Raw genomic sequence first — 21,747 nt, forward strand, 5'->3', positions numbered from 1 at the left:
GTTGTAACGCTCTTAACCATGATGGCCCGTCGAACGTGACGGGGCGGATCGGAGCGTCAGGCCCGTGGCGGACGAGCGGCGAACACCCGGACAGGCCGGCCCCGGACTCGCGGCCTTGGCGCTGGCGGCCTCCCTGCTCGGTACGGGGCCGGCGCAGGCCCAGACCGCGGCAGCGGATTTGGGTCAGGCGACGGATCCCACCCTGGCCGGCCCGCTCCCGGGCGGCCAGGATCCCGGCACCTTCGCCCTGCGCAGCGCCGGTGCGGCGCAGCCTGGCGGCCTGGCCCGCGGCGTCGGACGTCCGGGTCCCGCCTCCCGCTCCGGCGCCCGGCCGCGCACGCCCCTGCCGCGGCGGACGCGCGCGCCCACCACGGCCGTCACCCGCCAGGCGACCCAGCAGGGCGTGGCCGACGACCTGCGCCTGCGCCCCACCGTGCAGGTCCCTGTTTCGGGGCTGTCCGACCTCGCCGGGGCGACGCCCCTCCTGCGCCGGCGCTCGATCGATCCCCTCGACCCCTACGGGCCGCTCGGCATCCGGGTCGGCGGCCTCACCCTGTTCCCGGCCCTCCAGCAGAGCGTCGGCTACGATTCCAACCCCGACCGCTCGATCTATCGCCGCGGCTCGATGGCCCTGCGCAGCCAGGGCGAGCTGCGCGTCGAGAGCGACTGGTCGTCCCACTCGCTCACCGGCGAGGCCCGCTTCGGCTATTTCGACTATCCGGACAACCGCAACGCCAACCGGCCGGACGGCGACGGCGCGATGCGCCTGCGCCTCGACGTCGCCCGCGACACGCGGGTCGACGTCGAGGGCCGCTACGCCATCTCGACCCAGCGCGCCGGCAGCCCGGACCTGAACGCCCAGGTCCGCGACCGGCCGCTCGTCGCCGCCTACGGCGGCACCGTCGGGGCGACGCAGACCTTCAACCGGCTGCAGGTCACGGTGGCGGGCCTCGTCGATCGCCAGACCTTCGAGAACGCCCAGCTCGCCGACGGCACCCTCCTGCGCCAGGACGACCGCAACGCCAACCAGTACGGCCTGCGCCTGCGCACCGGCTACGAGATCCGCCCCGGCTTCACCCCCTTCGTCGACACCCTGCTCGACACGCGGGTCCACGATGTCGCGGTCGACCAATCCGGCCTGCGGCGCGATTCCGACGGCGTGACCTTGCGCGCCGGGACCAGCTTCGAGTTGAGCCGGCTTCTGGCCGGCGAGGTCTCGGGCGGCTACCTGTCGCGCCACTACGCCGACAGCCGGCTGCGCGACGTCACCGGGCCGGTGATCGACGGTTCGGTGACCTGGGCGGCGACCGCCCTCACCTCGCTGCGGCTCGGCGCCTCGACCGGCGTGATCGAGACCATCGTGCCGGGGGCGAGCGGCATCCTCACCCGCACCGCCGTCGCCGAGCTGACCCACGACCTGCGCCGCAACCTGCGCCTGACCCTCACCGGCACGCTGATCAGCAACGACTACCAGGGCACCAGCATCCGCGAGCAGGGCTACAGCGCCGGCGTCAAGCTCGATTACCGCCTCAACCGCTGGCTCGGGTTCCGGGCGAGCTACGTCCGCGAATTGCTGAGCAGCACGGCGGTCGGGTCGAGCTATCATTCGGATACGTATCTGGTGGGGGTGCGGGTCAATCCGTAGGCGGGCCTCTCCCTGCGACACGCACGCCGCGCAACCCGGAGCGCCCTCCCCCGGTTTCATCCAATCGAGACCCCGGTCGTCGAGGGAGGGCGTGTCCGCACGATGACGAGAGCGTTCCGCCCCGAGCGCATCTTCCTGGTCACCAGCCTGGTGCTGACCATCGCGGCGGCGGTGGCGCTCTACGTGCTGCAGGCGACCACGCTCACCATCGCGGTGGCTCCGCGGGACGGCACCGAGCCGGCGCTGATCCGCGCCTATGCGGAGGCCCTGACGAGCACGCACAAGAGCGTGCGCCTGCGGATCCTGCCCTTCGACGACGTGCGCGAGAGCGCCAAGGCGCTGGAGCAGGGGCGTGCCGACCTCGCGGTGGTGCGGCCGGATGTCGACCTGCCGGCGAACGGCCTGACGCTGGCGATCCTGCGCGACCAGGCGATGCTGATCGCCTCGCCGGCGCCCTCCGGCATCACGACCTTCCCAGGGTTGGCCCGCAAGCGCCTCGGCATCGTGGCGCATCGCGACGCCGATCTGTGGCTCCTCAAGAGCCTGATGGGCTATTACGGCCTCACCCTCCAGGAGGGCGGCACCGGCCCGATCCCGGCCGGTCAGGTGCGGCTCGTGCCGCTCGCCGAGGAGGATCTCGCCAGCGCCTTCGCGCAGAAGCGCATCGACGCGGTGGTCGCGGTGATCGCGCCCGCCGCCCCGATGGCGCTCCGCCTCGTCGGCACGGTCCAGGCGGCGAGCCGGACCCGCAAGGTCGATTTCGTCGGCGTCGAGGACGGGCCGGCGATCATCGAGCGCCTGCCCCGGCTCCAGGCGGTGACGGTGCCGGCCGGGCTGTTCGGCGGCAGCCCGAAGGTGCCCGAGGAGGAGGTGAAGACCGTCGGCGCCTCCTACCGGCTGATGGCCAAGGCCTCGATGAGCCGCACCGTGGCAGCCGACGTGACCCAGCACCTGTTCGAGCTGCGTTCGCGCCTCTCCGACGCGACGCCGGCGGCGGATTACGTCGCGGCGCCGGCCTACGAGACCACCGCCGAGGCGACGAGCGCGCGGTTGCCGATCCATCCGGGCGCCATCGACTATTACGAGCGCGAGCAGCAGGGCTTCATCGAGCGCTACGGCGACTGGATCTACCTGCTGGCGGTGCTCGGCGGCGGCTTCGGCTCGGCTCTCGCCTGGCTGCGCCAGCGGCTGCGGCGCCTGCGGCGCGAGCGCATCGACGTGGTGATGGACCGCCTGCTCGAGATCCTGGCCGAGGCCCGCCGGGCCGACGCGGCCGGCCTCGACGCCCTGACGGGCGAGGTCGACACCCTCGCCGCCGACGTGGTGCGCTACACCCGCGAGCGCGAGACCGACACCCGCACCATGGCCGCGGTGATGATCGCGATCGAGACCGCCCGCTCCACCATCGCGGATTGCCGGCGCATGGCCGGCGAGGCGGTGCCGCCGCGGCCCGCCTTCCGGCTCAGTGCGGCGGAGTAGCGGTTCAGCGCACCATGGCCAGCGGCGCGCCGGACTTCGACAGGGCGCCGTCCATGGCGCCGCCCGCCGGGCGCAGGCGCGCCGCGACGGTGCCGCCAGGCTGGTAGAGGTAGACCTCCCCGTCGCGAAAGTCCCAGGCGGTGACCTTGGCGAGGTCCTTGTTGGCGCAGCCGGTGGACGAGGCCTTGTAGAGGTCGAGGGCCGGGGTGCTCGCCAGGTTGACCCGGCAGCTCGCGCCGGTGGCATCCTTGGCAGTCCAGCCGCCGACGACGGCCGAGCGCCCGCCGCTCGCCACCACCGGGGGGGGCGGGGGCGCGATGGCAGCCTGCTGCTGTACCGGCGGCGGGCTCGCCTCCGCCATGATCGAACCCCCGGGATTGGCGACGACCGGGCCGGACGGAGCCGCGGCGGCGCCGGGCGGCGGTGCCAGGGGGGCCGAGGTCACCGGGCCGGAGGAGAGGCCAGGGCCGAGATCCGGCTCCTCGGGCGCGAGCGGCCGGGCCGGGCGGGAAGCAGGCCGCGCCGAAGCGTTGAGCCCGGTATCGAAGCGCGACGAGGAGCAGGCGCCGGCGCTCGCGGCGAGGGCCAGGGCGGCGACGGTGCAGAGGATCTGACGCGGCATCGAGGGGTCCTGATCGAGGGGTCCTGCAAGAATCCCGGCCCAGAATGCGGTCCCGGTCCGGGAGTCCCGGCCTGGCCGGTGGCCGTTCATCGAGGATCGGTTGTGCCCGGCAAATACGATCCCGCGAGGGCGCGTGCAGGGGTTTCCCCAACGACAAAGGCGCCCGGAGGCGCCTTTTCGGGAGGGTGTGGCCGACAGGACCCAGTCGGCCGCACCCGGAGCGTTCGCGGGGTCGATCAGACCTCGCGAGACACCATCATCTTCTTGATCTCGGCGATGGCCTTGGCCGGGTTCAGGCCCTTCGGGCAGGTGTTGGCGCAGTTCATGATGGTGTGGCAGCGATAGAGCCGGAACGGGTCGTGCAGCCCGTCGAGGCGCTCGCCGGTGTTCTCGTCGCGGCTGTCGATCAGCCAGCGATAGGCCTGGAGCAGGGCTGCCGGGCCGAGGAAGCGGTCGCCGTTCCACCAGTAGCTCGGGCAGGAGGTGGTGCAGCAGGCGCACAGGATGCACTCGTAGAGCCCGTCGAGCCGCGCACGGTCCTCGGGGGTCTGGCGCCACTCCTTCTCGGGCGACGGCGTCTCGGTCTGCAGCCACGGCTCGATCGCCGCGTGCTGGGCGAAGAATGAGGTCAGGTCGGGGACCAGATCCTTCAGCACCGGCATGTGCGGCAGCGGATAGATCTTGATCTGGCCCGACTTGCAGTCGTCGATGCCGAGCGTGCAGGCCAGCGTGTTCTGCCCCATGATGTTCATGGCGCAGGAGCCGCAGATGCCCTCGCGGCACGAACGCCGGAAGGTCAGGGTCGCATCGACCTTGTTCTTGATCCACAACAGCGCGTCGAGGACCATCGGGCCGCAATCGTCGCGATCGACGTAGTAGGTGTCGATGCGCGGATTGGCGCCGTCGTCCTGGTTCCAGCGATAGATCCGGAATTCCTGGAGGTTCTTGGCCCCGGCCGGCTTCGGCCAGGTCTTGCCCTCGGTGTACTGGGAGTTCTTGGGAAGGTTGAACTGGGCCATCTGTCTATGCCTGATCGGTGCGATCAATCCGAGGGAGCGGAGGCGGATGGACCCGCTCGCGGCGGCCGGATTGTAAAAGATGCGGGAGGACGGATTCGCCGCGCGATGGCTGGCCCCGTCGGGGCCAGCCAGTCGTGATCATCAGTACACGCGGGCCTTCGGCTCGATATACGCGATGTCGTTCGACATCGTGTAGGTGTGGACCGGCCGGTAATCGATCGCGACCTTGCGGGCGTCGGGGTCGAGCCAGGCCAGGGTGTGCTTCATCCACTGCTTGTCGTCGCGATCCGGGAAGTCCTCGCGGGCATGCGCGCCGCGGGACTCGGTGCGGTTGGCCGCGGATTCCATGGTGACGACCGCCTGACCGATCAGGTTGTCGAATTCCAGGGTCTCCAGGAGGTCGGTGTTCCAGACCAGCGAGCGGTCGGTGACCTTCACGTCCTCGGCGCCGGCCCAGACCTTGTGGATCAGGCCCTTGCCCTCTTCCAGCACCTCGCCGGTGCGGAACACGGCGCAGTTGTTCTGCATCGTCTTCTGCATCTCGAGGCGCAGCTCGGCCGTCGGCGTGCCGCCATTGGCGTAGCGGAACTTGTCGAGACGGCCCAGCGCCTTGTCGGCGGAATCCTTCGGCAGCTCCGGCAGGCGGCCGCCCTTCTCCACCGTCTCGGCGCAGCGCAGGCCGGCGGCGCGGCCGAACACCACGAGGTCGATGAGCGAGTTCGAGCCGAGGCGGTTCGCGCCGTGGACCGAGACGCAGGCCGCCTCGCCGATCGCCATCAGGCCCGGCACCACGTGGTCGGGGTTGCCGTCCTTCAGGGTCAGCACCTCGCCGTGATAGTTCGTCGGGATGCCGCCCATGTTGTAGTGGACGGTCGGGATGACCGGGATCGGCTCCTTGGTCACGTCGACGCCGGCGAAGATCTTCGCGCTCTCCGAGATGCCGGGCAGGCGCTCGTGCAGGATCTTCGGGTCGAGGTGGTCGAGGTGGAGGAAGATGTGGTCCTTGTTCTTTCCGACGCCGCGGCCGGCGCGGATCTCCATGGTCATGGAGCGGGAGACCACGTCGCGCGAGGCGAGATCCTTGGCCGAGGGGGCGTAGCGCTCCATGAAGCGCTCGCCCTCGGAGTTGGTCAGGTAGCCGCCCTCGCCGCGCGAGCCCTCCGTGATGAGGCAGCCGGCGCCGTAGATGCCGGTCGGGTGGAACTGGACGAACTCCATGTCCTCGAGCGCGAGGCCCGCCCGCAGCACCATGGCGTTGCCGTCGCCGGTGCAGGTATGCGCGGAGGTCGCCGAGAAGTAGGCCCGGCCGTAGCCGCCGGTGGCGAGCACCGTCATGGCGGCGCGGAAGCGGTGGATCTCGCCGGTCGCCTGGTCGATGGCGATCACGCCGCGGCAGCGCCCCTCCTCGTCCATGATCAGGTCGAGGGCGAAATACTCGATGAAGAAGTTGGTCTGCGCCTTCACGGCCTGGCCGTAGAGGGTGTGCAGCATGGCGTGGCCGGTGCGGTCGGCCGCCGCGCAGGTGCGCTGGGCGGTGCCCTTGCCGTAATCGGTGGTCATGCCGCCGAACGGGCGCTGGTAGATCTTGCCCTCGGCGGTGCGCGAGAACGGCACGCCCCAGTGCTCGAGCTCGTAGACCGCCGCCGGAGCGTTGCGCACCAGGTACTCGATCGCGTCCTGGTCGCCCAGCCAGTCCGACCCCTTCACGGTGTCGTACATGTGCCAGCGCCAATCGTCCGGGCCCATGTTGCCGAGCGAGGCCGAGATGCCGCCCTGCGCCGCCACGGTGTGCGAGCGGGTCGGGAACACCTTGGTGATGCAGGCGGTGCGCAGGCCCGCCTGCGAGCAGCCGACGGTGGCGCGCAGGCCTGCGCCGCCGGCGCCGACGATCACCACGTCGAAGCTGTGGTCGATGATGGTGTACGCCTTGCCGTTCTGGGCCGGCGCAGCGGAAGCGGTTGAGGCCATTGCGGTTTTCCTGTTTCTGGCGTTACGCGAGGGCCCGCAGGCTCACACGCACGATGGCGTAGAGGCAGGCGACCGCGACGACGACGCAGTAGAAGTTGTTGGCGATCACCGCGGCGATCCGCAGACCCTTGTCGTGGACGTAGTCCTCGATGACGATCTGCAGGCCCATCCGCATGTGGTTGGTAACCGAGAGCACGCCAAGAATCAGCAGGATCGCCACCAGCGGGTGCGACACCAGGGCGACCGCCTCCGGGTAGGGCCGGCCGGCCATCAGGGCGACGATCACCACGAAGGCGAGGACGAGGGGCACGTTCGAGACCGCGGTGACGCGGTGCATCCACCACTCGCGGGTGCCGTGATGGGCGGCGCCCAGGCCGCTGACGCGGGCGCGCGCAGTGCGGATCGAGGGGCGGATGTCGGGGCGGTTGTCGACCATCGTTCGTCGTCCTCTCAGCGCGCCACGAGGGCGACGAGCCAGATCAGCACCGTCAGGGCGGTCGAGCCGATCAGGGTGAAGCGGGCCATCGCGATGCGGGTGCCGGGCTCCATGCCGTGGCCGAAATCCCAGACCAGGTGGCGGATGCCGCCGAGCATGTGGTGCATCAGGATCCAGGTGTAAACGAACAGGATCAGCCGCCCGAGGATCGAGCCGAAGAACCACGCCACCGGGCCGTAGGCGCCAGGTCCGGCGGCGAGCGCCACGAGCCAGAGCGCGAGGAGCGCGGTGCCGCCGTAGAGCGCGACGCCGGTGATGCGGTGGGCCACCGACATCGCCATGGTCCAGGTCCAGCGGTAGATCTGGAGATGGGGCGAGAGCGGTCGCACGACCGGTCTGCCGGCGGGATTCGTGGGCCTTGCGGTGTCCGCCATCGTGATCCTCGAGAAGTCCTGGTCTGTACCGGCTCTAAACTGGGTCACCTACCGGCTCCGCCGCGCGAGCGCAACGTGGCCGCGGACTTGCGCTGGTGACAGAAGCGTCCGCCTGTCTCTCTGGAACGCGTCCAATTCGCAATGCGGTTCTCGTTGACCCAGGCTTCGTCATCCGCGAAGGCTGGACAGGCCCCTGGCCATCGTGCGCCGACGCGATCTACCTTCGTGGCCGGCGAAACGATCGGCCGGGGACAGGCTTTCGACGCCCGGGGGAGGCGCCGCCATGCATTTCGATCTCGTCGACCTCAGCCTGTTCCGCCACGTGGTCGAGGCGGGCTCGATCACCCATGGGGCGAACCGGGCCAACCTGGCGCTCGCCGCGGCGAGCCACCGCATCCGCAGCATGGAGGCCTCGCTCGGCGCCGCCCTCCTCACCCGGGCGCGGCTCGGTGTCACGCCGACGCCCGCCGGGCGCACGCTGCTCGCCCATGCCCGCCAGATCCTCGGCAGCGTCGAGCGGCTGCAAGGGGATCTGGCCGCCTTCGCGGGTGGTGCGGCGGGGCAGATTCGCGTCCTGTCGAACACCAACGCGCTCACCGAGTTCCTGCCGGAGGTGCTCTCGGCCTACCTCGCCCTGCATCCGGGGGTCAGCGTCGACATCGAGGAGCGCCTGTCGGACGAGATCGTCGGGCTCGTCGCCGAGGGCGCGGCAGATCTCGGCCTCGTCGCCGGCACGGTCGAGACCGGCAGCCTCGCGACCTATCCTTTTCGGAGCGACCGCTTCGTGCTGGTGGTGGCGGCGGATCATCCGCTGGCCGCCCGTGCCTCGGTCCCCTTCGCCGAGGTGCTCGGCCACGACCTCGTCGGGCTCGACCGGGCGAGCGCGCTGACCCGCTTCCTCGCCGCCAAGGCCGGTCGCAGCGGCCAGCCCCTGCGCCTGCGGGTGCAGCTCCGCGGCTTCGACGCGGTCTGCCGCCTGGTCGAGTGCCGGGTCGGCCTCGGCATCGTGCCGGAGACGACCGCCCGCCGGGCCGCCCGCACCATGGCGATCGCCATCGTGGCCCTGGAGGATCCCTGGGCGGTGCGCGACCTGACGATCTGCCTGCGCGACCTCGCCGCCCTGCCCCCCTTCGCCCAGGACTTCGTCGCCCATCTGCGGGCACCGCAGGCGTGAGGGCCCATCGGGGGATGCCGCCCGCCGCGCGGTCCCTCAGGCCCTGCACACCCGGCAATTCCTCGGGTAAGACTGCCTCGGGTAAGACTGCGTGACCCCGAGCCAACCGAACGAGGCGACGACCCCACCCCATGCAGGATCCCGATCACCCGCGCGAGCCCGCCGTCCTGGTCGATGCCGAGGCGCATTCCGCCGGCTTCCGGCAGGTGCGCGAGGCGCGCCGGCTCGAGCTGGTGGAGGATTACGTCGAGCTGATCGCCGACCTGATCGGCGATGGCGGCGAGGCGCGCCAGGTCGACATCGCGGCCCGCCTCGGCGTGGCCCAGCCGACGGTGGCCAAGATGCTCAAGCGCCTGGCCGAGGACGGCCTGGTGCAGCAGCGCCCCTATCGGGGCGTCTTCCTCACCGAGGCCGGCCGGGCGCTGGCCGCGGAGGCGCGGGAGCGCCACCGCATCGTCGAATCGTTCCTGCTCGCGCTCGGCGTCAGCCCGCACGTGGCGCGCTGCGACGCCGAGGGCATCGAGCACCATGTCAGCGGCGAGACCCTGGAGGCGTTCCGCCGCTTCACCGCCACCCGGACCGACGCCTGAGCGCGGCTGCGGTCAGGCGGCCCGGACGCTCTTGAGGAACGCCTCGGTCTGAGCGCTCAGATCGCGGGTGCGGTCCGACACCTCGGACGAAGCGGTGATCACCCGCGCCGCATTCTGACCGGTCTCCTCGGCGGAGGCCGAGACGCTCGCGGTGCCGCTCATCACGTCGCCGGCGCCGGCTGCGGCCTGGGAGACGTTGCGGACGATCTCCTGGGTCGCCGCGTTCTGCTCCTCGACCGCGGCGGCGATCGCCGTCGTCACGCTGCTGATCTCGCGGATGCGCGCGCCGAAGCCGCCGATCGCCGAGACCGCCTGCGCGGTCGAATCCTGGATCCGGGTGATCTGCGCGGAGATCTCGTCCGTGGCCTTGGCGGTCTGGTTGGCGAGCTCCTTCACCTCGGCGGCGACGACCGCGAAGCCGCGTCCCGCCTCGCCGGCCCGCGCCGCCTCGATCGTGGCGTTGAGCGCCAGCAGGTTGGTCTGGCCGGCGATGGAGGAGATCAGGCTCACCACGTCGCCGATCTTGCTCACCGCGCCGCTCAGCTCCTGCACCAGGCGCGCCGTCGCGTCGGCCTCGACCACCGCCGCCTCGGCGAGACCGGCCGAGCCCTGGACCTGACGGCCGATCTCGGTGACCGAGCTGCCCAGCTCCTCCGAGGCCGCCGCGACCGTGCCGATATTGGTCGAGGTCTGCATGGCGGAGCCGGCCACCTCGCTCGAGCGGGCGCTGGTCTGGTCGGCGGTGCCGGCCATCGCGGCGGCTGCCGCCTGCATCTCCGACGCGGCACCGGTCAGGCGCGAGAACAGCGCGGAGGACTCCTTGGCGAAGGACGCGACCATCTCCTCGAACCGCCGGGTCCGCGCCTCGTCGTTGATCTTGGCTTCCATCTCGGCGTGGATGTCGACCAGCGAGCCGCAGATCCGCAGCGGGACGCCGTGCTCGTCGTAAGCCGCGCCGCCCGTGGCGCGGAACCAGCGCGGCGTCCCGTCCGGCATCACGATCCGGTACTTGACGTCGTAGGCGCCCTTGTTCGCCACGTCTTTGACCGCCGCCGCCAGGGCCGCCATGATGCGGTCGACGTCGTCGCGGTAGATCCGGCTCGACCACGATTCCAGCGTGTTCGGATACGCCTCGGCCGACGGGTAGCCGACGATACGGCGGAATTCCGGCGTCCAGGTCACCTGGGTCTTGGGATGGGCGAGGTCGCCCCGGTACGGGACGAGCTCCCATAAGCCCACCCCGGCGCGCGTCGCGAGCAGGTCGAGAAAGCCGTCTTTGCGTGCGAAGCGCTTCAGCATCGGGATGTCGGTCCGGTTCGTCTTCCGCCGTGAGTACAAGCGAGCTGTGAACATAGTCTTACGCAATGATCGCCACGGGCCGGCGCGGACCTTCCACGAGTGTCGTTGACAGATCTTGCACCGGCTCGCGCGGACGAGGGATCGGGCGGCTCGGTTCCGCCGGGGCCGCCCCGGTCCTCAGCGCGGCATCAATGCCCAGTAATCGAGGTCGAGGATCACCGCCGGGTCGGTGCTCTCGCCGGCCTTGTCCGGATGGGCGGTGCAGGGCTGGTTCTTGGTCGCGATCGTGCGCAGGCGCAGGGCCCCGACATCCGTCCGCCCCGGCAGCTCGGCGGTCGCCAGCACCTCGCTCCAGGCATAGACCGTGTCGCCGGCGAACAAGGGCGCGACGTGGCGCCCGGCATTGATGCCGGCGATCGAGAAGGCGTTGCCGAGGCCGTTGAAGCTCAGGGCCCGGGCCAGCGAGATGACGTGGCCGCCATAGATCAGCCGCTTGCCGAAGCGGGTGTCCTTGGCGGCGTAGCCGTCGAAATGGACCTTGGCGGTGTTCTGGAACAGCCGGGTGGCGATCTGGTGCTCGGCCTCCTCGACGGTCATGCCGTCGACGTGGTCGATGCGCTCGCCCGCTTCGTAGTCACTGAACCGGTGCGGGCTGCCGGCGAGGCCGAGATCGTAGGCCTGCGGGTTCAGGGGCGGCAGGGCGGCCGCCAGCTCCTCCGGCGCCACCGCCTTGGCGAGGCTCGGCACCAACTCGCCCTCGATCCTGGCCTCGGGATCGCGCTTGCGCACCAGCACCCAGCGGCAGTAGCTCAGCACCGCCCCGCCCTGCGCGTCGTAGCCGGTGGAGCGGACATAGACCACGCCGGTCTGCCGGTTCGAGCTCTCCTTGAGGCCGATCACCTCCGAGACCGAATTCAGGGTCTCGCCCGGATAGACCGGGCGCAGGAAGCGGCCTTCCGCGTAGCCGAGATTGGCCACCGCGTTGAGCGAGATGTCCGGCACGGTCTTGCCGAACACGACGTGGAACACCAGCAGGTCGTCGAGGGGCGCTCGGGCGTAGCCGAAGGCCGCCGCGAAGGCATCGGAGGATTGCACCGCGAAGCGCGGGCCGTAGAGGGCGGTGTAGAGCGCCACGTCGCCGGTGGTGACCGTGCGGGGCGTGGCGTGGCGGATGGTCTCCCCGAGGCGGAAATCCTCGAAGAATCGGCCCGGATTGGTCTTCATCGTCGCCCCTCGTGCGGGAATCCGCTCTCGAGCATCGTCCGGCGACGTGGACACCGGTCCGTCGCAGACAACGCGGTACAAAGGCCGAGAGCAATGCCCGATCGCACCATGACCGGGCGCTGCTCGCGTGCGAGAGCCTGCCGGGCGCGAAGCCCGGCAGGCTCTGGATGGTGTCGGGCCGGCGAAGAGCAGGCCGCTCCCGGCGATTTGAGGATCAGCCCCGCCCTATGGTCAAGCCCTGCCGGCGGGCGTCTCGCCGGTCAGGCTGTGCAGCCGCTCCGCCAGGGCCGGCCCGTCGCCGGCGATGCGGAACAGCTTGATGCGTGCGGTGGCCCCGGCGGCGAGCGTCACCGCCGAGGCCGGGAGGCCGAGGGCGCGCCGCAGCACGTCCCGGATCGCCGCGTTGGCGGCGCCGTCCTCCGGCGCCGCCCGCACCCGCACCTTCAGCACGGCCGCGCCGTCGTCCCGGATCTCGACGCCGTCGAGGGCGTCGCGCCCGCCCCGCGGGGTGGCCCGGACCCGGACCTCGATCCCCGCGGGCGTGACCCGCCAGGGCGGAGTGGTCACGGCCCTACGCCATGCCGGCGAAGAGCTCGAACATCAGGTTGCGCAGGAAGAAGAGGCCGAGGACCAGGATGATCGGCGAGATGTCGATGCCGCCGAGATTCGGCAGGATGCGCCGGATCGGCCGCAGGGCCGGCTCGGTCACCCGGTACAGGAACTCCCCGATCTGCGACACGATGGGGTTGCGCACGTTGACCACGTTGAAGGCCACCAGCCAGCTCAGCACGGCGCTGGCGATGAGCAGGTACACGTAGAGCGTGATGATGTTGTCGATGAGCCAGAGAATCGAGCGCATGCGCGGTCCGTGCGAGCCCGGGGCACCCGCGCGCAATCGCATCGCGGCGGGCCCACCAAGGGAATTGACAGGCTGAGAAGGGCCGGCCTACAAGGCACCCGCCTCGGACGGGGCTGTAGCTCAGATGGGAGAGCGCCGCAATCGCACTGCGGAGGTCAGGGGTTCGAATCCCCTCAGCTCCACCAGGCCTGCCCAGCGTGGTTAACGCAGGGTTGGCAAGGTGGCAGGCAGGTGGTACGGAGCCACCGGGTAGTGACATCGCCTCGGCGATACGACATATACCCGCTTTCGGCGGGGCTGTAGCTCAGATGGGAGAGCGCCGCAATCGCACTGCGGAGGTCAGGGGTTCGAATCCCCTCAGCTCCACCAAACCTCTGTTTGGTTGGACATCGTCCTCGACGAGTGAGACCGGGGATCGGCTTTGGCCGGAGCCCGGTTTTGTCGCGTCTCGTATCGGCGGATCGGTGGGCTTCGGCGTCGAGATCCGATGCGATCTCGCTGACTGTCGGACGCTGACTGTCGGACATGGCGATGCGGATAGCGGAAAGTCTGGACGCCTCCTCTTCCGGCGGGCGGGAGAGGCCCCGGGGATCGGAACGGTCCCACTCCCCTTCGCCGGGTGATCGGGGAACTCGCCGGATCGCAAGACCTAGGCCGTCCGGCCCGCGGGCGCGCCGGCCGGGCGCCAAGATTGAGCTTGACCTGCGCGCCCTGGATGTAAGATCGATTGCCGTTCCTTAGGGACAGGGCGGCACTCGATCACCAGACCCGACGTCGCCCGGGCCGCCCGAGTCCCCCGGACGAGGCGGCCCCACGGTCGGGGAAGGCACATCATGGATTACCAATACGTCGACGGGCGCCTCCAGATTCGCCGCACCGATGAGGAGAAGAAGCCTATCCTCCAGCGCCTCAAGCGCATCGAGGGCCAGGTGCGCGGCCTCCAGGCGATGGTGCAGGAGGACCGCTACTGCCTCGACGAGGTGCAGCAGATGAACGCAATCACGGCGGCGGTGCGCGAGGCCGTGCTCCAGCTCATCAGCACCCATCTCGACGCCTCGGTCGATTACGCGGTCCGCGCCAAGGACCAGGACGGCGCCATCGAGGAGATGGTGCGGGTCCTGCGCGCCGCCCTGCGGCAGACCTGAGACGGCGCGCCTGGACCGTACCCGTCGGGGTCATGCCCGTCTCAGACCATGGCACCCCCGCGCTGTCCGGTCGCCCTGGCGGCACCGGGGCCCGGGCTTATCTAAGGCTCGAAGTCCTGCGCGTCAGACCCTTGCGCGCGTTCACGCACGAGCCTCATTCCGCATGTCCGCCTCCGACAGCGAAGCCAATCGCTTCTCCGCCCGCGCCGCCCGCTACGCGAAGGTCGGCGCCAATGTGGGCGGCGTCGCCGCCCGGATGGCCGGCGCGCGGCTCCTCGGCCGCAAGGGCGAGGACATGTCGAGCGCCGCGGCCCTGGCCCAGGCGCTGGGCGGCCTGAAGGGTCCGATCATGAAGGTGGCGCAGCTGCTCGCCACCGTGCCGGACCTGCTGCCACCCGAATACGCCGCCGAGTTGCAGAAGCTGCAATCCGAGGCGCCGCCGATGGGCGCGGCCTTCGTCAAGCGCCGCATGGCCGCCGAGCTCGGGCCCCAGTGGCAGACCCGCTTCGGCCAGTTCTCGCTGCGCCCGGCCGCCGCCGCCTCCCTCGGACAGGTCCACCGGGCCGAGACCCTGGACGGCATCCCGCTTGCCTGCAAGCTGCAATACCCGGACATGCAATCCGCCGTTGAAGCGGATCTGAAGCAGCTGGAACTCGCCTTCGCACTGCACCGGCGCATCAGCTCGGTGATCGACACCCGCGAGATCGCCAAGGAGATCGGCGACCGGGTGCGCGAGGAGCTCGATTACAACCGCGAGGCCAAGCACGCCGCCCTCTACGCCGACGTGCTGAAGGGCATCGGGACGGTGCGGGTTCCGGTCGTCTTCCCCGCGCTCTCGACGAAGCGCCTGCTCACCCAGGGCTGGCTCGAGGGCGAGAAGATCCTGAATTTCACCGGCGGACCGCTGGAGGTGCGCAACCGCCTCGCCCACGCGATGTTCCAGGCTTGGTGGCACCCCTTCAGCCGCGCCGCGGTGATCCACGGCGATCCCCATCTCGGCAACTACACGGTCTTCTCGGAAGATGGAGAACCGCAAGGCATCAACCTGCTCGATTACGGCTGCATCCGCATCTTCCATCCCCGCTTCGTCGGCGGCGTGGTCGATCTCTACAAAGGGCTCCTGCACGAAGACGAGGCGCGCATCGTCCACGCCTACGAGAGCTGGGGGTTCCGTAACCTCACCCGCGAACTCGTCGACATCCTCAACATCTGGGCCCGCTTCATCTACGGGCCGCTGCTCGAGGACCGGGTCCGCACGGTGGCGGACGGCGTCAAGCCGGGCGAGTATGGCCGCCGCCAGGCCTTCGAGGTCCACCGCGCCCTCAAGGAGCGCGGGCCCGTGACGGTGCCGCGGGAATTCGTGTTCATGGACCGGGCGGCGGTGGGCTTGGGCGCGGTGTTCCTGCACCTGCGCTCGGAACTCAACTACCACCGCCTGTTCGAGGCCCAGATCGACCGCTTCTCCCTCGACGACCTCGCCGCCCGCCAGCATGCGGCCTTGGAGAAGGCGGGCCTGCCGCAGCCGGCCTGACAGGCGGGGCGCTCGCGCAGCGCCCCACTTTCGATCTGGAAAAAGGTGCGGTTGCGCACCTCGACCTTCGGCCTAAGCGGGCCCGCAGACCCGTCCCGGTGCCCAAGACCCGAGTATCCACAAGGATTTGGAGCTTGGCCGGCAGCACCCGGGGGTTGGGCGCGGGTCTTGCTGCGGTTGATTGCCGGGACCTTGAGCATGCGCTAAAGCCCGCCCAACGAGCACAAGACGGGGTCTACCGCATCATGGCCGACATCACACACGCCACCGACTCCGCCTACAGCCCGGAGATGGACGGCCCGTCCCACGAGGCCACCTATCGCGGCTTCGTCACCTTCGTCGAGATCGCCACCGGCGTCGTGATCTGCTGGGTGCTGTCGCTCGCCGTGGGCGGCGTGCGCGAAGCCTGGATCAGCGCCATCGTGGGCGTGGTGCTGGGTGGCATCGCCGGGGCCATCGGCGCCCTCTCGCCGTCCATCGGCTGGCGCGCTCCCGCCGTCGTGGCGGTGCTGCTCGCCCTGATGCTGGCTTTCTACTAAGGAACGAGGGCGCGGGCGGCCAGCCCGCCCCTTTCCTCTTGTCCGATAAGTTGCACACAATTTTATTGTAAAAAATTCGCAACGGAGCCGTTCCCTGGCGACAGGGAACGGCTTTACAGTTGTGGGGCAGGCGTGGCCTTGTACATGCCGCCCTTGTAGGGGGGATCGGCGCGTCGCGCCGTGTATCGACCAAAGGAAGCCTGAATGCGGATCGCGGTCCTATCCGAGACCGATCCGGCGGAGCCGCGGGTCGCGGCAGTCCCGGAAACGGTGAAGAAGTACAAGGCTCTCGGGGCCGAGGTGACGGTGCAGTCCGGAGCGGGCCTCAAAGCCGGCGTGCCGGATGCGGACTACGAGGCCGCCGGTGCCTCGATCGCGCCGGACGCCAAGGCCGCCGCCGACGGGGCGGACATCGTCCTCAAGGTGCGCCGCCCCGCCGCCGAGGAGCTGCCCGCGCTGAAGCGCGGCGCGATCGTGATCGCGATCATGGACCCTTACGGCCACGAGGACGAGGTCAAGGCGATGGCGGATGCCGGCGTGTCGGCGATCGCCATGGAGCTGATGCCCCGCATCACCCGCGCCCAGGTGATGGACGTGCTCTCGAGCCAAGCCAACCTCGCGGGCTACCGCGCCGTCGTCGACGGCGCCGCCGTCTACGGCCGGGCCCTGCCGATGATGATGACCGCGGCCGGCACCGTGCCGGCGGCCCGCATCTTCGTGATGGGCGCCGGCGTCGCCGGCCTCCAGGCGATCGCGACCGCCCGCCGCCTCGGTGCCGTGGTGACCGCCACCGACGTGCGGCCCGCCGCCAAGGAGCAGGTCGAGTCGCTGGGCGCCAAGTTCGTCGCCGTCGAGGACGAGGAGTTCAAGCAGGCCGAGACCGCCGGCGGCTACGCCAAGGAGATGTCGGCCGAGTACAAGAAGAAGCAGGCCGAGCTGGTGGCGAGCCATATCGCCAAGCAGGACATCGTGGTCACCACCGCGCTGATCCCGGGCCGGCCGGCGCCCAGGCTCGTCACCGCCGACATGGTGGCGGCGATGCGGCCGGGCTCGGTCCTCGTCGACCTCGCGGTCGAGCGGGGCGGCAACGTCGAGGGCGTCAAGGCCGACGAGATCGTCGAGACGCAGAACGGCGTGAAGATCGTCGGCTACGCCAACGTGCCGGGACGGCTCGCCGCCACCTCGTCGAGCCTCTACGCCCGCAACCTCTACGCCTTCGTCGAGACCCTGGTCGACAAGGCCTCGAAGGCGCTGGCGGTGAAGTGGGACGACGAGCTCGTCAAGGCGACCTGCCTGACCCGCGACGGCGCCGTCGTCCACCCGAACTTCCAGCCCAAGGCGGCCTAAGGCCGCTCGCCCGCAATCGGAGGAGACCTCATGGCTACCCTTCCCCCCGACCAGGCGGCCGAGCAGGCGCGCGCCGCCGCCGCCGCCGCCCGCAACGCGGCCGACATCGCCGCCCGCGCCGCCGACCAGGCCGCGATCATCGCCGACAGCGTCGGCCACGGCGTCGCCGCCGTGACCCACGGCGCCATCGACCCGACCGTCTTCCGCCTCGCGATCTTCGTGCTGGCGATCTTCGTCGGCTACTACGTGGTCTGGTCGGTGACCCCGGCCCTCCACACCCCGCTGATGTCCGTCACCAACGCGATCTCCTCGGTGATCGTGGTCGGCGCGCTGCTCGCCGTCGGCGTGCCGCTGATCGAGAAGGGCACCGGCTGGGCGCGCTTCTTCGGCTTCATCGGTCTCGTCTTCGCCAGCGTGAACATCTTCGGCGGCTTCCTCGTCACCCAGCGCATGCTCAGCATGTACAAGAAGAAGGCCTGAGGCGATGTCGGAGAACGTCTCCTCGCTCCTCTACCTCGTCTCCGGCGTCCTGTTCATCCTGGCGCTGCGGGGCCTGTCCCACCCGACCACCTCCCGGCAGGGCAACCTGTACGGCATGATCGGCATGGGCATCGCCATCCTGACGACGCTGGTCGGCCACGCGCCGTCCGGCGTCGGCGCCTGGTTCCTGGTGCTGCTCGGCCTCGGCATCGGCGGCGGCGCCGGCGCGGTGATCGCCAAGCGCGTGCCGATGACCGCGATGCCTCAGCTCGTCGCGGCCTTCCACTCCCTCGTCGGCCTCGCGGCCGTCGCGGTGGCGGCCGGCGCCCTCTACGCGCCGCAGGCCTTCGGCATCATCGAGAACGGCCACATCCACAAGCAGTCGCTGTTCGAGATGGGCCTCGGTGTCGCCATCGGCGCCATCACCTTCACCGGCTCGGTGATCGCGTTCCTCAAGCTCGACGGCCGCATGTCGGGCAAGCCGATCATGCTGCCGCAGCGCCACGCCATCAATGTCGTGCTCGCCATCGTGCTGGTGGCTTTGCTCGCGGGCTTCATCGGCGGCGGCAGCAAGGTGCTGTTCTGGCTGATCGTGATCCTGTCCTTCGTGCTCGGCGGCCTCCTGATCATCCCGATCGGCGGCGCGGACATGCCGGTCGTGGTCTCGATGCTCAACTCGTATTCGGGCTGGGCGGCCGCGGGCATCGGCTTCACGCTCGGCAACCTCGCGCTGATCATCACCGGCGCGCTGGTCGGCTCCTCGGGCGCGATCCTGTCCTACATCATGTGCCACGCGATGAACCGCTCGTTCATCTCGGTGATCCTCGGCGGCTTCGGCGGCGACGCCGCGGCGGCCTCGGGCGGCGGCCAGGTCGAGACCCGGCCGGTCAAGCAGGGCTCGGCGGACGATGCGGCCTTCATCATGAAGAACGCCGAGAAGATCATCATCGTGCCGGGCTACGGCATGGCGGTGGCGCAGGCCCAGCACTCGCTCCGCGAGATGGCCGACCAGCTCAAGAAGGCGGGCGTCGACGTCAAGTACGCCATCCACCCGGTGGCGGGCCGCATGCCGGGCCACATGAACGTGCTGCTCGCCGAGGCCAACGTGCCTTACGACGAGGTGCACGAGCTGGAGGACATCAACGGTGAGTTCCCGCAGGCCGACGTGGCCTTCGTGATCGGCGCCAACGACGTCACCAACCCGGCCGCCAAGACCGACCCGCAATCGCCGATCTACGGGATGCCGATCCTCGACGTCGAGCGGGCCAAGACCGTGCTGTTCATCAAGCGCGGCATGGGCTCCGGCTATGCCGGCGTGGAGAACGAGGTGTTCTTCCGCGACAACACCATGATGCTGTTCGGCGACGCCAAGAAGGTCGTCGACGAGATCGTCAAGAACCTCTGACGGGGGGGGCGCCCTCGGGGGCCGCGACCGTCCCCGCGAGACCACCGGTGCCCGCCACCGGCCGCGTCGACAAAGAAGGCCCGGATCCGAGAGGATCCGGGCCTTTCTCTTGATGACCAAACCATTGATGGCGCCGGGAGCGCCGGCGAGCCGCCCCGGCGGACTTCCGAGCCCGAGACGGCGTTTCTCTTCCGGATCACGCCGCCTGCAGCGAGACCATGAAGCACGAGACCTCCTCCGCGAGATGGCTGGATTCCCGCGACAGGTCCGAGGCGGCGTCGAGGACCTGGCCGGCGGCGGTTCCGGTCGATTCCGAGACCCGCGCCACCCCGGCGATGGTCCGCGTCACCTCGTCGGTGCGCTCGGCCGCCTGGCCGATGCCGCGCACGATCTCCTGCGTCGCCGCGCCCTGCTCGTCCACAGCCGCGGCGATCGAGGCGGCGACGGCGCTGATCTCGCGGATGCGCGCGCCGATCCCGCCGATCGCCGCCACGGTCCGGCCGGTCGCGCCCTGCACCTGCGCGATCTGGCGGCCGATCTCCTCGGTCGCCTTGGCGGTCTGGTCGGCGAGGGCCTTCACCTCGGCGGCGACGACCGCGAAGCCGCGTCCCGCCTCGCCGGCCCGCGCCGCCTCGATGGTGGCATTGAGTGCCAGGAGATTGGTCTGGCCGGCGATCGAGGAGATCAGGCTCACCACGTCGCCGATCCGGGCCACGATGGCGCTGAGCGACTCGACGCCGCCGGCCGCCTGCTCGGCCTCGCCCACGGCGATGCGGACCAGCTCGTTCGATCCGGCGACCTGCCGGCCGATCTCCTGCACCGAGCTGCCGAGCTGCTCCGCCGCCGTCGCCACGGTGCCGACGCTGGAGGCGGTCTGGCCGGCGGAGGCCGACACGGCGGCGGCCTGGCTCACCGTCTCGGCGGCAGCGTGGGTCATCGCCGTCGCGGTGCCTTGCAGCGCGGTCGCCGCGGTCGAGACGCTGCGCACGATGCCGCCGACGGCGTTCTGGAAGTCCTGCCCGATCTGCCGCATCGCCGCCCGGCGCTGGTCTTCGGCGGAGGCCCGGGCCAGAGCCGTCTCCTCCTCCAGGGCGCGGGTGCGGATCAGGTTGTCCTTGAAGACCTGGACCACCGCCGCCATCGCGCCGAGCTCATCGCGGCGGGTGAGGCCGGGCACGGCGATGTCGGCCCTGCCGGCTGCGAGGTCGCGCATCGCCGCCGCCAGCTCGCGCAGTCCCCGGACGATGCGGGTCTGCACGATCACGACCGAGCACAGCAGGAGGACGATGGTGACGCCGACGACACACGCATAGACGAGGACCTTCCGGGTGGCGGCGTCGGACCGCGCCTGGGCCTCGGCGACCACGCTGTCCATCAGCGCCAGGCCCATGGCGGACACGGCAGCCTGCCCCTCCCCCGTCACGGTGTCCCACTCGGCGGTGGTCACCGGGACCTTGCGCCCGGCGAGGATCGCCGTCACCGCCTCGCGGCGGATCGCCTCCAGGCGGCCGCCGAAATTCACCGCACTGCCCCGGTCATAGGCCTCCCGCAGGGCGCGGTCGAAGCCTCCGGCCTCGATCGTCCGGCCGACGACCTGCCAGGCCGTCCGGCTCTGGACGTCGGCCGTGATGGCCTGGAGCCGCTCGCCCTCGGTGGCGGTGCGGTCGGCCACCGCGAGAGTACCGATGATGCCGTTCAGGCGGCCGGTCTCGGTCCGGGCGAGCCACGTCGTCGCCCGCGTGTTGAGCAGGACCCCGAGGCTGGCATCCTGCGACTGGATCGCCGCATCGACGACCTTGGCCGAGGCCTCGATCTCGGCGAGGAAGCGGTCGCCGACGGCGTAGAGCCGGGTCAGGAGGGACTTGTCCCGCTCAGGGAGGGCCTTGCCGAGCTCCGCCTCGGCCTGGGCACGGATCTGCTGCCACTCGGCGAAGAGCGCATCGAGGCGCGCACCGCGTTCCGCCAGAGCCGGGGCGGCGGCCATCCGCAAGCCCGAAGCGGCCGCCGCGACCGACCGGTCCGCCTCGGTCCGGGCCTCGAGGAGCGGCGCCCGGTAGCGGCGGCCGGCCTCGCCCTCGGCCATGAAGGCCGACCGGATGAAGCCGCGCTCGAGCCGGACCTGGCTCAGGCTCGTGAAGAGGTCGCGGCCGGCGACGGCATCGATGCTGACCTGACGTGCCGTTTCCCGGCCATCGATGCTTGCGACGACCTGAAGACCTGCGACCGCGATCAAGGATATCCCGAGTATCACCACAATCGACAGGATCGTTGCTCGCAGGGACCAGGATGTCATGGCGTTTGAACTTACCTTGGCGGATGGGCGTGATCGTCGCATGATGAATGGAAATGGTAAAATATTGATGAGCGGATCCGATGAGCACAAATCGCCCATCGACGCCGAGGCCGCTCCTTGGACCGCAAAAATCTGAGACGTCTCTGGGTCAGTGGGCGGATCATGGTCGCGGGAACCTGCGGATTACTGGCCGGATTCCCTGGGCGAAGGAGGGCGGCCGGGCCGCCTCAGCACGGAGCGGCCCGGGCGGAAAACCGC

The 21,747-nt window shown here is 70.4% G+C and carries 20 protein-coding genes and 2 tRNA genes; 12 read left to right on the top strand and 10 right to left on the bottom strand.

Annotated elements, in window-relative coordinates; all coding sequences use genetic code 11:
* Positions 1 to 64: 64 nt before the first annotated feature.
* Positions 65 to 1,645: an outer membrane beta-barrel protein gene (locus DA075_RS14825; protein ID WP_099953881.1), complete on the top strand. Its 1,581-nt coding sequence runs from the start codon at positions 65 to 67 to the stop codon at positions 1,643 to 1,645.
* 102 nt (positions 1,646 to 1,747) lie between these two features.
* Positions 1,748 to 3,124, top strand: coding sequence for a TAXI family TRAP transporter solute-binding subunit (locus tag DA075_RS14830; RefSeq protein ID WP_099953882.1), 1,377 nt, complete (start codon positions 1,748 to 1,750; stop codon positions 3,122 to 3,124).
* Positions 3,125 to 3,128: 4 nt separating this feature from the next.
* Here DA075_RS14830 and DA075_RS14835 read toward each other — a convergent pair whose 3' ends face one another.
* The 5 genes from DA075_RS14835 to sdhC form a co-directional block, all read right to left on the bottom strand.
* Entirely contained in the window at positions 3,129 to 3,746 is a 618-nt protein-coding gene (locus DA075_RS14835; RefSeq protein WP_099953883.1) for an AprI/Inh family metalloprotease inhibitor, read from the bottom strand.
* Positions 3,747 to 3,982: 236 nt separating this feature from the next.
* Positions 3,983 to 4,765, bottom strand: coding sequence for a succinate dehydrogenase iron-sulfur subunit (locus DA075_RS14840; protein WP_099953884.1), 783 nt, complete (start codon positions 4,763 to 4,765; stop codon positions 3,983 to 3,985).
* Positions 4,766 to 4,906: 141 nt separating this feature from the next.
* Positions 4,907 to 6,733 (bottom strand): succinate dehydrogenase flavoprotein subunit, encoded by a 1,827-nt coding sequence (gene sdhA / locus DA075_RS14845; protein WP_099953885.1) that lies wholly within the window; start codon positions 6,731 to 6,733, stop codon positions 4,907 to 4,909.
* A 22-nt stretch (positions 6,734 to 6,755) separates the two neighbouring features.
* Positions 6,756 to 7,169: a succinate dehydrogenase, hydrophobic membrane anchor protein gene (gene sdhD / locus DA075_RS14850; RefSeq protein WP_099953886.1), complete on the bottom strand. Its 414-nt coding sequence runs from the start codon at positions 7,167 to 7,169 to the stop codon at positions 6,756 to 6,758.
* A 14-nt stretch (positions 7,170 to 7,183) separates the two neighbouring features.
* Positions 7,184 to 7,603, bottom strand: a complete 420-nt coding sequence (sdhC, locus tag DA075_RS14855) for a succinate dehydrogenase, cytochrome b556 subunit (RefSeq protein ID WP_099953887.1) — start codon at positions 7,601 to 7,603, stop codon at positions 7,184 to 7,186.
* Between the two features lie 283 nt (positions 7,604 to 7,886).
* Here sdhC and DA075_RS14860 point away from each other — a divergent pair, with 283 nt between their 5' ends.
* Both DA075_RS14860 and mntR read left to right on the top strand, forming a co-directional pair.
* Positions 7,887 to 8,777: a LysR substrate-binding domain-containing protein gene (locus tag DA075_RS14860; protein WP_099953888.1), complete on the top strand. Its 891-nt coding sequence runs from the start codon at positions 7,887 to 7,889 to the stop codon at positions 8,775 to 8,777.
* 131 nt (positions 8,778 to 8,908) lie between these two features.
* The gene (gene mntR, locus DA075_RS14865) at positions 8,909 to 9,367 is read left to right on the top strand and encodes a manganese-binding transcriptional regulator MntR (RefSeq protein WP_099953889.1); all 459 of its coding nucleotides are present in this window, start codon (positions 8,909 to 8,911) and stop codon (positions 9,365 to 9,367) included.
* A gap of 12 nt (positions 9,368 to 9,379) precedes the next feature.
* Here mntR and DA075_RS38130 read toward each other — a convergent pair whose 3' ends face one another.
* From DA075_RS38130 to DA075_RS14885, 4 genes are all read right to left on the bottom strand, one after another.
* A complete protein-coding gene (locus DA075_RS38130; protein ID WP_269153961.1) occupies positions 9,380 to 10,666 on the bottom strand; it encodes a methyl-accepting chemotaxis protein in 1,287 nt (428 codons plus the stop codon).
* Positions 10,667 to 10,843: 177 nt separating this feature from the next.
* Positions 10,844 to 11,890, bottom strand: a complete 1,047-nt coding sequence (locus DA075_RS14875; RefSeq protein ID WP_099953890.1) for a MaoC family dehydratase — start codon at positions 11,888 to 11,890, stop codon at positions 10,844 to 10,846.
* A 231-nt stretch (positions 11,891 to 12,121) separates the two neighbouring features.
* On the bottom strand, positions 12,122 to 12,457 hold the full coding sequence (locus DA075_RS14880; protein WP_099953891.1) for a DUF167 family protein: 336 nt from the start codon (positions 12,455 to 12,457) through the stop codon (positions 12,122 to 12,124).
* A gap of 4 nt (positions 12,458 to 12,461) precedes the next feature.
* Positions 12,462 to 12,749, bottom strand: a complete 288-nt coding sequence (locus DA075_RS14885; RefSeq protein ID WP_099953892.1) for a YggT family protein — start codon at positions 12,747 to 12,749, stop codon at positions 12,462 to 12,464.
* Positions 12,750 to 12,858: 109 nt separating this feature from the next.
* On the opposite strand from DA075_RS14885, the gene DA075_RS14890 reads away from it, so the two are divergent.
* From DA075_RS14890 to DA075_RS14925, 8 genes are all read left to right on the top strand, one after another.
* Positions 12,859 to 12,934 (top strand) — tRNA-Ala (locus DA075_RS14890).
* Between the two features lie 108 nt (positions 12,935 to 13,042).
* Positions 13,043 to 13,118 (top strand) — tRNA-Ala (locus DA075_RS14895).
* Between the two features lie 464 nt (positions 13,119 to 13,582).
* Positions 13,583 to 13,894 carry a metal-sensitive transcriptional regulator gene (locus DA075_RS14900; protein ID WP_099953893.1) on the top strand — a complete coding sequence of 104 codons (312 nt, stop codon included), beginning with the start codon at positions 13,583 to 13,585 and terminating at the stop codon, positions 13,892 to 13,894.
* A gap of 163 nt (positions 13,895 to 14,057) precedes the next feature.
* Positions 14,058 to 15,425: an ABC1 kinase family protein gene (locus tag DA075_RS14905; RefSeq protein ID WP_099953894.1), complete on the top strand. Its 1,368-nt coding sequence runs from the start codon at positions 14,058 to 14,060 to the stop codon at positions 15,423 to 15,425.
* A gap of 245 nt (positions 15,426 to 15,670) precedes the next feature.
* Positions 15,671 to 15,964 carry an aa3-type cytochrome c oxidase subunit IV gene (locus tag DA075_RS14910; RefSeq protein ID WP_099953895.1) on the top strand — a complete coding sequence of 98 codons (294 nt, stop codon included), beginning with the start codon at positions 15,671 to 15,673 and terminating at the stop codon, positions 15,962 to 15,964.
* Positions 15,965 to 16,168: 204 nt separating this feature from the next.
* Positions 16,169 to 17,311: a Re/Si-specific NAD(P)(+) transhydrogenase subunit alpha gene (locus tag DA075_RS14915; protein WP_099953896.1), complete on the top strand. Its 1,143-nt coding sequence runs from the start codon at positions 16,169 to 16,171 to the stop codon at positions 17,309 to 17,311.
* A gap of 30 nt (positions 17,312 to 17,341) precedes the next feature.
* Positions 17,342 to 17,791 carry a proton-translocating transhydrogenase family protein gene (locus tag DA075_RS14920; RefSeq protein ID WP_099902777.1) on the top strand — a complete coding sequence of 150 codons (450 nt, stop codon included), beginning with the start codon at positions 17,342 to 17,344 and terminating at the stop codon, positions 17,789 to 17,791.
* A gap of 4 nt (positions 17,792 to 17,795) precedes the next feature.
* Positions 17,796 to 19,196: an NAD(P)(+) transhydrogenase (Re/Si-specific) subunit beta gene (locus DA075_RS14925; RefSeq protein WP_099953897.1), complete on the top strand. Its 1,401-nt coding sequence runs from the start codon at positions 17,796 to 17,798 to the stop codon at positions 19,194 to 19,196.
* Positions 19,197 to 19,392: 196 nt separating this feature from the next.
* On the opposite strand, the gene DA075_RS14930 is transcribed toward DA075_RS14925, so the two are convergent.
* Positions 19,393 to 21,429 carry a methyl-accepting chemotaxis protein gene (locus DA075_RS14930; RefSeq protein ID WP_244936580.1) on the bottom strand — a complete coding sequence of 679 codons (2,037 nt, stop codon included), beginning with the start codon at positions 21,427 to 21,429 and terminating at the stop codon, positions 19,393 to 19,395.
* Positions 21,430 to 21,747 lie beyond the last annotated feature (318 nt).

Origin of the sequence: Methylobacterium currus, assembly GCF_003058325.1 — a bacterium.
Taxonomy (GTDB): Bacteria; Pseudomonadota; Alphaproteobacteria; order Rhizobiales; family Beijerinckiaceae; genus Methylobacterium; species Methylobacterium currus.

Coding starts and splice junctions, on each gene's coding strand:
- DA075_RS14915 (WP_099953896.1), top strand. CDS start 16,169: ATGCGGATCGCGGTCCTATCCGAGACCGATCCGGCGGAGCCGCGGGTC.
- sdhA (WP_099953885.1), bottom strand. CDS start 6,733: ATGGCCTCAACCGCTTCCGCTGCGCCGGCCCAGAACGGCAAGGCGTAC.
- DA075_RS14830 (WP_099953882.1), top strand. CDS start 1,748: ATGACGAGAGCGTTCCGCCCCGAGCGCATCTTCCTGGTCACCAGCCTG.
- DA075_RS14860 (WP_099953888.1), top strand. CDS start 7,887: ATGCATTTCGATCTCGTCGACCTCAGCCTGTTCCGCCACGTGGTCGAG.
- DA075_RS38130 (WP_269153961.1), bottom strand. CDS start 10,666: ATGCTGAAGCGCTTCGCACGCAAAGACGGCTTTCTCGACCTGCTCGCG.
- DA075_RS14885 (WP_099953892.1), bottom strand. CDS start 12,749: ATGCGCTCGATTCTCTGGCTCATCGACAACATCATCACGCTCTACGTG.
- DA075_RS14905 (WP_099953894.1), top strand. CDS start 14,058: ATGTCCGCCTCCGACAGCGAAGCCAATCGCTTCTCCGCCCGCGCCGCC.
- DA075_RS14900 (WP_099953893.1), top strand. CDS start 13,583: ATGGATTACCAATACGTCGACGGGCGCCTCCAGATTCGCCGCACCGAT.
- DA075_RS14875 (WP_099953890.1), bottom strand. CDS start 11,890: ATGAAGACCAATCCGGGCCGATTCTTCGAGGATTTCCGCCTCGGGGAG.
- DA075_RS14840 (WP_099953884.1), bottom strand. CDS start 4,765: ATGGCCCAGTTCAACCTTCCCAAGAACTCCCAGTACACCGAGGGCAAG.
- DA075_RS14920 (WP_099902777.1), top strand. CDS start 17,342: ATGGCTACCCTTCCCCCCGACCAGGCGGCCGAGCAGGCGCGCGCCGCC.
- DA075_RS14910 (WP_099953895.1), top strand. CDS start 15,671: ATGGCCGACATCACACACGCCACCGACTCCGCCTACAGCCCGGAGATG.
- mntR (WP_099953889.1), top strand. CDS start 8,909: ATGCAGGATCCCGATCACCCGCGCGAGCCCGCCGTCCTGGTCGATGCC.
- sdhC (WP_099953887.1), bottom strand. CDS start 7,603: ATGGCGGACACCGCAAGGCCCACGAATCCCGCCGGCAGACCGGTCGTG.
- DA075_RS14835 (WP_099953883.1), bottom strand. CDS start 3,746: ATGCCGCGTCAGATCCTCTGCACCGTCGCCGCCCTGGCCCTCGCCGCG.
- sdhD (WP_099953886.1), bottom strand. CDS start 7,169: ATGGTCGACAACCGCCCCGACATCCGCCCCTCGATCCGCACTGCGCGC.
- DA075_RS14925 (WP_099953897.1), top strand. CDS start 17,796: ATGTCGGAGAACGTCTCCTCGCTCCTCTACCTCGTCTCCGGCGTCCTG.